This window comes from Acidaminobacter sp., assembly GCF_030247605.1.
GTDB lineage: Bacteria > Bacillota > Clostridia > Peptostreptococcales > Acidaminobacteraceae > Acidaminobacter.
This window is the reverse complement of the sequence record NZ_JAOTSB010000016.1, coordinates 65237-77410: the sequence shown is the minus strand read 5'-3', so window position 1 is coordinate 77410 and position 12174 is coordinate 65237. Positions and strand designations below refer to the sequence as shown.

The 12174-nt window shown below is 48.4% G+C and carries 10 protein-coding genes; 4 read left to right on the top strand and 6 right to left on the bottom strand.

The features are described 5' to 3' along the window. Nucleotides 1-68: 68 nt before the first annotated feature. The 5 genes from OEL90_RS09170 to OEL90_RS09150 all read right to left on the bottom strand — a co-directional run bounded on the left by OEL90_RS09170 (nt 69) and on the right by OEL90_RS09150 (nt 5457). Complete coding sequence (locus OEL90_RS09170) at nt 69-962, bottom strand: peptide ABC transporter substrate-binding protein (protein ID WP_300688110.1); 894 nt, start codon at nt 960-962, stop codon at nt 69-71. 313 nt (nt 963-1275) lie between these two features. Further along, complete coding sequence (locus tag OEL90_RS09165; protein WP_291401632.1) at nt 1276-2289, bottom strand: ABC transporter ATP-binding protein; 1014 nt, start codon at nt 2287-2289, stop codon at nt 1276-1278. Further along, a complete protein-coding gene (locus OEL90_RS09160; RefSeq protein WP_291401630.1) occupies nt 2289-3308 on the bottom strand; it encodes an ABC transporter ATP-binding protein in 1020 nt (339 codons plus the stop codon). Before OEL90_RS09160 ends, OEL90_RS09165 begins: the two co-directional genes overlap by 1 nt. 17 nt (nt 3309-3325) lie before the next feature. Further along, nucleotides 3326-4525 carry an ABC transporter permease gene (locus OEL90_RS09155; RefSeq protein WP_291401628.1) on the bottom strand — a complete coding sequence of 400 codons (1200 nt, stop codon included), beginning with the start codon at nt 4523-4525 and terminating at the stop codon, nt 3326-3328. An 11-nt stretch (nt 4526-4536) separates the two neighbouring features. Beyond that, nucleotides 4537-5457 carry an ABC transporter permease gene (locus OEL90_RS09150; protein ID WP_291401626.1) on the bottom strand — a complete coding sequence of 307 codons (921 nt, stop codon included), beginning with the start codon at nt 5455-5457 and terminating at the stop codon, nt 4537-4539. A 687-nt stretch (nt 5458-6144) separates the two neighbouring features. On the opposite strand from OEL90_RS09150, the gene OEL90_RS09145 reads away from it, so the two are divergent. The 4 genes from OEL90_RS09145 to OEL90_RS09130 all read left to right on the top strand — a co-directional run bounded on the left by OEL90_RS09145 (nt 6145) and on the right by OEL90_RS09130 (nt 10657). Next, the gene (locus tag OEL90_RS09145; protein ID WP_300688108.1) at nt 6145-8070 is read left to right on the top strand and encodes a sigma-54-dependent Fis family transcriptional regulator; all 1926 of its coding nucleotides are present in this window, start codon (nt 6145-6147) and stop codon (nt 8068-8070) included. Between the two features lie 161 nt (nt 8071-8231). After that, nucleotides 8232-9971, top strand: coding sequence for an aldehyde ferredoxin oxidoreductase C-terminal domain-containing protein (locus tag OEL90_RS09140; RefSeq protein WP_300688106.1), 1740 nt, complete (start codon nt 8232-8234; stop codon nt 9969-9971). A gap of 67 nt (nt 9972-10038) precedes the next feature. Beyond that, the gene (locus OEL90_RS09135) at nt 10039-10365 is read left to right on the top strand and encodes a MoaD/ThiS family protein (protein WP_300688104.1); all 327 of its coding nucleotides are present in this window, start codon (nt 10039-10041) and stop codon (nt 10363-10365) included. 67 nt (nt 10366-10432) lie between these two features. Next, nucleotides 10433-10657 carry a MoaD/ThiS family protein gene (locus OEL90_RS09130; protein ID WP_291401619.1) on the top strand — a complete coding sequence of 75 codons (225 nt, stop codon included), beginning with the start codon at nt 10433-10435 and terminating at the stop codon, nt 10655-10657. 69 nt (nt 10658-10726) lie between these two features. On the opposite strand, the gene gatB is transcribed toward OEL90_RS09130, so the two are convergent. Then, the gene (gene gatB, locus OEL90_RS09125; protein ID WP_331488125.1) at nt 10727-12166 is read right to left on the bottom strand and encodes an Asp-tRNA(Asn)/Glu-tRNA(Gln) amidotransferase subunit GatB; all 1440 of its coding nucleotides are present in this window, start codon (nt 12164-12166) and stop codon (nt 10727-10729) included. Nucleotides 12167-12174 lie beyond the last annotated feature (8 nt).

The window sequence follows — 12174 nt, the reverse complement described above, 5'->3', positions numbered from 1 at the left end:
AATTTTCTTTCACCCATTGGGTGAAAGAATGGTTTTGGCTTAACGATTATAAATACTTGCTTAAAGGGTTATATGAGTAGATTGCACGTAGAATCTAGGAAATAGTAAACTGCGTCTTGAGGGAAGACCATAAAGGTAGGATCTTCAGCCATAAGTCTTGGAATCTCTGCAGTCGGCATGTCATCAAGGATATCGATTTCACCCGCTTCGTATGCAGTAAGCGCTGTAGACTGGTCGTCGATCAAAAGACCTTCGATTTTGTCAAGCTTGATTTTGTCAGCTTGCCAGTAGTTCTCGTTCTTGACCATGACGATCTTGTCGCCTTGTGTGTAAGACTCAAGTTTGAAAGGACCGTTGACTACAGAAGCAGCAGGGTCATATGCCCATGCGCCGTCAGCGCCTTTAGCGACTGCATCTTCACGAACCGGGAAGAATGTGTAGAATGCAGTTAAGCCAAGAAAGTAATCCGTAGGGACTTTAAGAGTTACTTCAAAGGTCATGTCGTCAATTGCCTTGAACGTATCTACGTTAGCTTCGCTGAAAATCCAAGAGTACTCTGAAGCTGTCGCAGGATCGAGAACGCGTGCCCATGCATATTCAAAATCTTTCGCTGTGACAGGCTGGCCATCAGACCATTTGACATCAGGGCGAATTTTGAAAGTATAGACCAAGCCGTCATCACTGACAGTGTAGCTCTCAGCCATAGCTGGCTCAAGCTTGCCGCCCAATTCTCTCATAAGACCTTCAAACATGTTGTTGATGACGTGTCCGCCGTCGCTCGCAGCATTCAGACCTGGATCGATGGTCTTAGGACCGGAGGAACCGATGTTCCATACCAGAACTTTTGGTGCAGCAGGTTCTTCAGCAGGTGTCGTAGGTTCTTGAGTCGTTCCGCCGCAGCCAGCAAGCAGGCCAATAGCGAGTACGAGAACCATCAGTAATGCCAAGTTCTTTTTAAACAAACAAATCCCCTCCATTATCTAGTAGTGTAATGCTCTATTTATCAGCGCAACTCACAGGGATCCCACTCCCGTGTTACACGCAAATAAATCAGTGTGGATTTGGATACGACGAAATCTTAGCATTTAACTTAAATTTTAAGGATATTTTAATATTAATGTAAATTACTCATGGGTTCAAGGCGTCGAGACAAAACAATATTTAAAATTTTGTAACAATTCGAAATCATCAGAGTTTCTGTAAATGCTGACTTCTGAAGATTTCGTCATATTTTAATCAATGTTATAACTATTCACAAGGTGAATAATTATTTAATCAAGCCTTGCCATTGTCCATCAAATGGCAAGCAACCATGTGACCCTCACCCATATCCTGGAACACCGGCTCCTCAACTGTACACCGGTCAAAGGCATACTGACAGCGCGTTCTGAAACGGCAACCGGAAGGTGGGTTGATCGGGCTTGGAACATCACCCTCCAGGACAATGCGGTGCTTGGCATGAGTCACCTCCGGATCCGGAATTGGAATTGCGGACAGAAGCGCCTGCGTGTATGGATGCATTGGTTTCTCATATAACGCTTTACTTGAGGAGAGCTCCACTAACTTGCCCAGGTACATAACGCCAATCCGGTCAGAGATGTGCTTAACCATGGATAAGTCATGAGCAATGAAAAGGTATGTCAAACCAAACTCTTGTTGAAGGTCTTCCAGCATATTGACAACCTGAGCTTGAATTGAAACATCCAGTGCTGAAATAGGCTCATCGCAAATGATAAAATCCGGTTCGACCGCCAATGAGCGGGCTATGCCGATCCGTTGACGCTGGCCGCCGCTGAACTCATGGGGATACCGGCTGGCGTGATCCTTGCTGAGTCCGACGCGCTCAAGAAGGTCATAAATCATTTTCTGGCGCGCTTCACCAGTTGCAATGTTGTGAATGTCAATGGGCTCTCCAATGATATCTCCGACCGTCATTCTTGAGTTCAACGACGCATAAGGATCCTGGAAAATCATCTGCATTCTCTTTCTGAAGGGCTTCAGCTCATTTTCATCCATCTTGCTGATTTCAGCACCATCGAAAATAATCTCGCCCGCTGTTGGATTGTATAGGCGGATGATCGTTCTGCCGGCGGTGGACTTGCCGCACCCGGATTCACCAACCAGTCCCAGAGTCTCCCCTTTGTAGATATAAAAACTAATATCATCAACAGCCTGAACATTCGTCTTTTTAGTGCCGAAAATCCCTTTATGAATAGGGAAATACTTCTTTAAATTTCTGACTTCGAGCAATATTTCTTTCGGAGTTGTTTCATTCATTATTTTTTCCATTATCCCTTCACCCTCCTGACACCCGTATCGAGCTCCCAAGTTGGGGCATCTTGATGATAGAGCCAACATGCCGCTTTATGGCCAGGCTTTCGCTCATAATACCCAGGCTGATGCTCGAGGCAGATTTTCATGGCATAAGGGCAACGGGCAGCAAACGGACAGCCTTTTGGCGGTTTGATCAGATCCGGCGGCGAACCCGGAATAGGCACCAGACGCTGCTTGTGACCAAGGTCTAACCTAGGGATAGACTTCAGGAGTCCCATGGTGTAAGGGTGAAGGGGTTCGTAAAAAATGTCCTCGGCACGGCCTTCTTCCATAATCAGACCGCCATACATGACGATGATGCGGCTGCAGACATCTGCAACGACGCCCAGATCGTGAGTGATCAGAATAATGGAGGTATTGACCTTTTTCTTAAGGTCCTTCAGAAGCTCAAGGATCTGCGCCTGAATAGTGACATCAAGTGCGGTTGTCGGTTCATCCGCAATCAGAAGATCCGGCTGACAGGAAAGTGCAATGGCAATCATGGCACGCTGCCTCATACCGCCGCTGAATTCATGGGGATAGTTATCCACACGGGTTTCCGGCGAAGGAATACCGACGAGCTTCAGCATATCAATAGCCCGCTCTCTGGCTTCAGCTTTGCTGACTTTCTGGTGGCGGATCACCGCCTCCATGATCTGATTTCCAATTGTGTAGACTGGATTAAGGGAGGTCATTGGATCCTGGAAAATCATAGCTATCTGATTGCCTCGAACACTCATCATCTCTGCTTTGGATTTCTTGACGAGGTCCTCACCTTTAAAGAAGACCTCTCCTTCTTTAATGGTGCCTGGGTATTGAAGCAGTCTCATGACCGACATGGAGGTAACGCTTTTTCCGCTGCCGGATTCGCCAACGATGCCAAGGGCTTCTCCTTTGTCAAGGTGAAAACTGACGCCGCGTACAGCCTGAACTTCACCGACATGAGTATAAAACGAAGTCTTCATATTTTTGACTTCAAGTATTTTTTCCGTCATCTGTTCGTCGCTCCTTTCTATTTGCGAAGTCTTGGATCGAGTGCGTCGCGCAGACCGTCCCCAAGGAAGTTAAAGGAAAGGACCGTCATACTGATAAAGAAGGAAGGCACAAACAGCTGATAAGCATAGGTTCTGAGCCCGCCCATGGCGTCACTCGCCAATGTTCCCCAGGACGCCTGAGGGGCACTGACGCCAAGACCGATAAAGCTAAGGAAGGATTCCGTAAAGATGGCACTTGGCACCATCATGGCCAGGGAGACAATAATTGCGCCCATAGAGTTCGGAATCAGATGGCGTACCATGATTCTCCACGGACTAGCACCCAGAGTTCTTGCCGCCAGAATGAACTCATTCTCTTTGATACTGAGAACTTGGCCCCGGACCAGTCGCGCCATGCGGACCCAGTAGACCGATCCCAGCGCGATGATGATCGTCATGAGACCTGCCCCCAGAACCACCATCAGCAAAATGACATATAGCATTAGCGGAATGGTGTCGACAATATCGACGACCCTCATCATGAAGTTGTCCACGCGGCCTCCAACATAACCGGAGACACCGCCGTATATGACACCAATAAAGAATTGAACAATCGTGGCGACGAGAGCGATTAGAAGTGAAATTCTAGCGCCAAAGAGGTTTCGGACAAAAATATCTCTGCCAAGTGTATCGGTTCCGAACAAGTAGGTCTTATTCCAAACCGTTTTGTCAGCAGTGTCATTTTGCTGACCATTGATGGTCAGCGTAAACTTTGGAGCATTCGGAACATCTTTGTTGATCGCGGCAAGTTTATAATCAATGACAATTTCATTGCCGTTAAATTCAAATTCACGCGTTTTATTGATCATGTCTTCTTTAGTATGCTGAATGCGGCTCAGGATTTCTCCGGATTCAGAGACTTCATAGAGCCGGTACTCTTTGTGGACGTGAACAAAGGTGCCATCCTCAAGCTTATGAAGCTCGAGCCGCGGCGGCATATTCGACATGTTGAGATCCTGATCTGAGTATGAGTATGGAGATAATGTTGGACCAATAATGGCTGCGAATGCCAGAAGAAAGATCACGCCAAGTCCAAGCATGGACAAATGATTTTTCTTGAGGCGCCGCCAAGCGTCCTGCCAATAAGTCAGACTCTTCCGGACAATCTTGTCCTTTTCCCGGTCCTCTATGACGATTGGCTCCCATAGGTCCGGCGTTATTTTAAATTGATCTGTCATGGTCAGCCCTCCTAATCTCCGAGTTTGATTCTTGGATCGATAAATCCGTAAGCGATGTCGACCACGAAAATCATCGTGATGGAGAAGGCGGCGTAAAAGATCGTCGTGCCCATCAGAACCGTATAGTCGCGGCTGCTGACGCTTTCGACGAAATATTTACCCATGCCGGGAATCGCAAAAATCTTTTCCACAATAAAGGATCCTGTCATCATAGCAGCGATCATAGGACCAAGGTAAGTGACTACCGGGATCAAAGCGTTTTTAAGCGCATGCTTGACAATAACGACAATCTCCGGAAGGCCTTTCGCCCTGGCAGTTCTTATGTAGTCCTGCTGCATGACTTCCAGAACACTGGATCTGGTCAGACGTGCAACGAAAGCCAGCGAAAAACCACTTAACGCTATAACCGGTCCTATATAGTGTTTCCAGCTTGTCAGGCCAAAGGATGGCAGCCAACCCAGCTTGGAGCTGAAAACATAGATAAAAAGTGCACCTATGACGAAACTTGGAACCGCGACGCCCACCGTAGCCAGGATTGTGACAAGATAATCCTGCCATTTGTTTGACTTCAAGGCTGAAATAATTCCTGCCGGTATGCCAAGTGCGACAATGGCCAGCGTGGCGAAAAAGCCCAGCTTAGCAGAGTATGGAAAACCTGCGATAATCAAATCATTGACCGTTGTGCCAACTCGTTTGAAAGACGGTCCCAACTGAAAAGTGAAAACCCCTTTCATGTAGTCGAGATATTGCTTCCAAAGCGGGTCGTCGAGGTGATACTTCTCATTCAACGCCTGGATGACGGCTTCCGGAAGCGCCTTTTCACTTTGGAACGGACCGCCCGGTACTGCGTGCATCAGAAAAAAGGTAATGGATGCGACAAAGACAAGAGTGATGATCATGGAGATTAATCTTCGAATGATATACTTGCCCAAATTCTCAGCTCCTTTCAAATAGTTTCTAATCCATTGCGCCTTTGACAAAGTTTAATAATTGCAATCACATCTGTTGCGACTTGAAATGTGCGGAATTCATTATCAATTATTCGCGTCACAAACAACCCGGAGATTAAAATTATTAAATTTCTTTGCCGTTCACGTTAATCCTATCTTAATCCACCAGCCCACAACTATCAATGGCTACAGCGAAATCTAAATTTAAGGTTTTGTAACATTTGGGTAATCTTTTGTACGTTAAACACAGTTGCTTTTGTGGTTTACCAACTCGTAGGGGTAAGTATTGGACCAACTGTCATGATGTCACTTATTCGATTGAATCTAATCCGCAAACATTCTTGCAATTTTTAATAATTATCAATCGTTTACTATTAATCAAATGAGGCCTTAGAACTTACAGCTTACTGGCTGTCTTCTATTTTGATTCTGCCCTTCATTCATCAAAGTGAAGTTCTCTGCAGTGATCTTGTCTGTCCATTCTGCCAGATTGTGATTGAACGCATGCTGTGCTATAATTTGTTCAGAAATGTTCCATTACGTTACAATGTTCAATTGTGGAGCGTTATTAATCATCGTGCTGAGCATCTGTCGTTATACTCATACCACCGGACCACACACATGCCTAACATTCCCCGGGTTGTCAGGCCCAAACAGGAGGTTATTTCCGTGAAAAAGCCATCTTCGACCAAGGAATTTATAGTAAGGTCCCATAAGCGCTGCGATGCACTGAACATTGGGCGGGACAGAGTCTACAGCAAGCGCATTTTGGATGGCGACCAGCTGTTCGAGCGGATGTCGGACCACCAAACCCTGATTGGCACGGCTGAGCCTTTTATGAATCAGCTTTATAATTTTGTGAAGGGAACAGATTTTTTCGCGATCTTGACAGACGAAGAAGGCTGCATTCTTTCAATTATTGGCGATGAGTCTATTCTCACTGAGGCTTTTTCCTACAAAATGATGCCCGGCGCGTTCATGGATGAAACCAATATAGGGACGAACGCCATGGGAACTGCCTTGGTGGAGAGGATGCCGGTTCAGGTTTCAGGGGATGAACATTACATTGAGGCGTATCACAAGTGGACTTGCTCCGCTTCACCGATTTGCGACACCTCCGGCAAGATTATAGGCTCCCTGGATCTGACAGGCTATTCTGAGCTGGTTCATCCCCACACCCTCGGCATGGTAGTGGCTGCGGCCAAGGCTATCGAGCGGATGCTGCAGGTTCAGGAATACAATGTCGCTCTGGAGATGGCCAAGCTCTATAATGACGCAATTATTGACAGCATTTCAGCCGGCATCCTGACAGCAGATCTCGACGGGACTATTAAAACTGTGAGCCACTATGTCCCTGATCTCTTCGGCTATACTCAGGGTGAGATCAGATCTATGAAAGTATGGCAATTGTTTGAGGGCTGGGAGCAGGTTCTGACGGCTTCTGCGGCCCGCCGCGGCTTCTCGGACGAAGAAGTCGTGGTCAATTCAAGGAAAAATAAGGCCATGCTCAATTTGAGCACCTACCCTATTATCAACAGCCAAAATAAATTGATTGATATTATAATGGTCTTCAAAGACGTCAAAAAAATCAGGAAGCTGGCCAACCGGATCATGGGCAGAAAGGCTGTCTATACCTTTGACAAGATTATCGGCGAAAACAGACAGTTCACTAAGGTTGTTGAATTCTCAAAAAAAATCGCAGACAGCCGTTCCGGCATCCTTATTCTGGGTGAAAGCGGCACAGGCAAGGAGCTTTTTGCTCAAGCCATTCACAATCACTCTGACCGGCGCGAGGAACCCTTCGTGGCTTTGAACTGCGGCGCAATTCCAAAGACGTTGATTGAAGCCGAGCTCTTTGGTTATGAAGAAGGCGCCTTTACAGGCGCCAAGACGTCCGGAAATCCCGGAAAATTTGAAATTGCGGACGGCGGCACCTTATTTCTGGATGAGGTCGGAGAAATGCCGCTGGACATGCAGACACGGCTGCTCAGGGTTCTGGAAGAAGGCACCATCAGCCGCGTGGGCAGTATGAAGGAATTCGTCGTGGATGTCAGAATCATTGCGGCGACAAACAAAGATCTCAAAGAGGAAGTTGCCAAAGGCAACTTCAGGAAGGATTTATATTACCGGCTGAATGTCCTGCCAATTATCCTTCCGCCTCTCAGACAGCGCAAAGATGACATCCCGCTTCTGATCGAATTTTTCACAGAACGGATTTCAAAGCGGCTGAACAAGAAGCCTCTGCAGTTGAGTGAGGATCAAATTCAGCAGCTGCAAGACTACGACTGGCCAGGCAACATACGCGAGCTGGAAAATTACATTGAACTATTGATCAACACCGAGTCCGTGCCGGAAATCAACCGCCTGCAATCTTTGGATCCTGTAGAACATTCAGGCCTGCCGCTTCTGAGATTCTCTCGGGAGCAGGACACCGACCTGCCTCTGAACGAGATTCAGAAGCGTCATATCATCCGCACCTTGGATAAATATAACGGCAATATTTCATTAAGCGCTAAAGCTTTGGGCATTGCGAGAAACACCCTTTACCGCAATATTGAAGTTTTCAAGATCGACTGTTCAACTTTCGATCAGTGATCCATTTTAGAACATCTCAAAAATGCAATTTATGTTCAACTTCAGAACACTCTTCTCGGATTGTTCAAACCCTTTACATTAGACCGCTTGAAAACAGCGGTCTTTTTATTTGGCACAATATTTGCAATATTAGTTTGCAACAAAGTATAAGGAGGCGTTTTATGAACAAGTTTATCCGCGTGAATATGTCGTCCGGGGAAATAGAGATCCAAGCTGTCCCAAATCAGTACATAGGCCTTGGCGGCCGCGCCCTCACCTCCAGCTTCGTCAATGATGAAGTTAAACCTACCTGCCACCCGCTGGGAAAAAACAATAAATTAATTTTTGCGCCTGGCCTGCTGAGCGGCACCTCCGCGCCAAATTCCGGACGTCTGTCCGTTGGAGCCAAGAGCCCACTGACAGGCACTATTAAAGAATGCAACACCGGCGGTGTTTTTTCACAACAGATGGCCAAAATGGGCATAAAAGCCTTAGTCATTGAAGGCATGCCGGAAGACGACAAATTTTACGTTATTAAGGTCTCTATGGACAACGTTGCTATTGAAGAAGCACCGGTCGAGATCCTGGGCGGCTGCGGCAATTATGACGCCATTGCGTTCCTGACTGAGAAACACGGGAAGAATGTCGGCATCGCAATAGTCGGTCCTGCAGGTGAGCACCGCCTGCCTTCCGCGAATATATCGTTCAAGGATCCGGAAGGGAACATCCGCAGTGCGGGCCGCGGTGGCCTGGGTGCTGTCATGGGCTCCAAAAAAGTTAAAGCTGTCATTCTGGATGATACCGGCGCCGGCACTGTGCCTATCGCAGAGCCTGAGAAGTTCAGAGCGGCTGCGAAAGTCTTCGCAAACGCCCTCCTCTCCCATCCGGTATCAGGTCAGGGCCTCGCAGCCTACGGCACGGACGTCCTGGTCAATATTCTGAACGAGGCCGGCGGCCTTCCTTCCTACAACTTTACCCAGGGCCGCATTGATCATAACGACATCATTTCCGGCGAGACCATGAACGCGACCATTACCGAGCGCGGCGGCGACGGCAAAGTCTCCCACGGCTGCCACAGAGGCTGCATTATCAAATGCTCACAGTGGTACCCGGACAAACAAGGCAAATATATCACAAGCGGCTTTGAGTATGAAACGATTTGGGCCCTCGGCGCTGACGCCGGCATCAAAAATCTGGACCTGATCGCCTATGCGGACCGCGCCATGGATGATATTGGCGTGGACAGTATCGAAGTCTCCGTCGCAGTCGCGACGGCTATGGAAGGCGGCTTATTGCCTTGGGGCGACGGCGAAGCTGCTCTGGACGCAATCAAACAGATTGCTGTTCCAACCCCACTCGGCAGAATTCTGGGCGGAGGATGCGCTGTCGTAGGAAAAGTCTGCGGCCTCTATAGAACCCCTGTCGTCAAGGACCAGGCGATCCCGGCTTACGATCCTCGCTCAGTCAAAGGCATTGGTTTAACCTATGCCACGACCCCAATGGGCGCTGACCACACTGCAGGCTATTGTGTCTCCGGCAACATTCTGAAGGTCGGCGGCGACCTTGACCCGCTGAAAAAAGACGGCCAGATCGAGTACGCCCGGTCTATGCAGATTGGCACTGCAGCAGTCGACAGTACCGGCATGTGTCTGTTTGTCTACTTTGGCATCGCAGACAGCCCTGAAGGCTATCAGGCACTGATCGACATGATCAATGCGCAATACGGCCTGTCCCTGACTTCCGGAGATGTCGACAAGCTTGGCGAATCCGTCCTTAAAGTTGAGCGGGACTTTAACAAGAGAGCCGGATTTACGAACGCTCACGACCGCCTTCCAGAATTCTTTGAGTACGAGGCGCTTCCTCCGCACAATCAAGTCTGGGATTTCACACCGGAAGAAATTGATGAGGTCTATAACTTTTAATAAGAATCATGACGAGCGGTAACCAGCCCAGTCAGTCCGATTCAACCACCAAGGAGTGTGATGTGGTATGAATGACCCGAAACCATCGGCAACGGAAATTAGAGGTTTCCTTCACTTGGATTCCTATCTGAGAAAGAAGCACGGCACCATGCCTGTCATTCTACACTTGCTGGAGCCCCTGACCGGAATTGAGCTGGCAAAAAAGCTTGAAATTAGGCTGCACGAGGTAGAGGTCATCTTTGTGAACGGATTTGTCCAAGACTTGGATACCGTCATCCAACCAGGTGATCGTGTGGCCTTCTTGCCACCCGGTTGTCCCGGACCTTACCGCGTAGCCCTTGGCTTCTATGGAAAAAACCAGAAGAATGCCTCTAACTTCAAGTTGAGCAAATAGTCGGAGTAAGGGCTAAGAGACCTCGACGTCCGCTTCACTGCCTATCGCCGGATCAGAGGAGGTGCCTATGAAGATCAAAGTCAAACTCTTTGCCACTTTAAGAGAAAAGCGCGAAAAGGAAATGGATCTGGAGATTCACGAAACGACCACCCCTGGTGATATTCTCGATCTTCTGGGCATTCCGCAAAGCGAAGTCGCCATCATTATGATTAACGGCAGACACTCCAAACTTAACGCCAGCCTGACAGAAAATGATACCTTAGCATTTTTCCCGGCGGTTGGCGGGGGCTGATTTCAGAAGGATAAACGAAAGACAAACAAAAAAGAGACAGCGAAATGCTGTCTCTTTTTTGTTCTTAGTTTATAAATTCTTAAGCGCTTCTGCCAAAAGCTCATTGACCACCTGCGGATTGGCCTTGCCTTTTGAGGCTTTCATGACCTGACCCACGAGGAATCCAAAGGCTCTGTCCTTGCCGTTCTTATAGTCTTCAACAGACTGAGGATTTGCGCTGAGCACAGAATCTACAGTATCCTTAATCAGACCCGTGTCTGAGGTTTGAACAAGACCTTCTGCCTCGACTATAGCTTTTGGCTCCCCGCCTTCTTCAAACAGACGGCGGAAAACTTTTTTCGCTGCGTTTTGGTTCAGAGTGCCGTCCTTGACCATGGCGATCAGCTCGGCGAATTGCTCTACAGTGAAGCGCAGGGCTCCCAGCTCCAAACCTTCATCCTTGAGACGGCGCATGAGTTCCGTCATAATCCAGTTGCTGGCAAGCTTGCCATCCCCCACACTATTGACCAAAGTCTCGAAGTAGTCCGCCATTTGGCGCGTTGAGGTCAAGACGCCGGCATCATACTCAGGAATGCCATAAGCGGAAATAAATCTGTGTTTTCTCGCTTCCGGAAGCTCTGGGAGCTCCAGTTCGAGGCGCTCGATCCAGTCTGCGTCAATTTCGAAGTCGACAATGTCCGGCTCCGGGAAATAGCGGTAATCCTGGACGAATTCTTTCGTGCGCATATGGAAGGTTTCGTTTTTAGCGTCGTCCCAACGGCGGGTTTCCTTGAGGGTGTTTTCACCGCGCTCAAGGAGCTCAATGTGGCGCTTTGTCTCAAACTCAATGGCCTTCATGGCCGCCTTGAAGGAGTTGAGGTTCTTGATTTCTGCGATATTACTTTTGACCGTGCCATCCTCGCTGACCACGTTGACGTTGACGTCACAGCGCAGTGAACCCTGCTCCATCTTGCAGTCGCTGACCTCAATATATTCCAGTGTCGACTTGAGGAGTTCAAGAAACGCGCCGGCCTCTTCAGCACTTGACATGTCCGGCAAGGTGACAATCTCAATCAGCGGCACGCCACAGCGGTTGTAATCCAGAAGGGATGAGCCATCCTCTGCGTGGAGGGATTTTCCGGTGTCCTCTTCAATATGGATCCGCTCAATACCTATGCGTTTTTTCCCGGAAGCTGTTTCAATATCCACATGTCCATGCTCACAAAGAGGCATGTCATATTGGGAAATCTGGAACGCCTTGACCAGGTCCGGATAGAAATAGTTCTTGCGGTCCATCTTGCTCTTTTTCGCAATTTTGGCATTGAAGGCAAGTCCGGTCTGGATAGCAAACTCGATAGCCCGCTTGTTGACCACCGGCAGTGTGCCGGGAAGGCCAAGACAGATCGGGCAGCAGTGCGTGTTGACGTCGCCGCCGTAGGTCGTCGTGCAGCCGCAGAACATCTTGGAGGCCGTCGCGAGCTCCGCGTGGATCTCGAGACCGACCAGGGTTTTAAATTTCATCTCTGACATGACCGCAC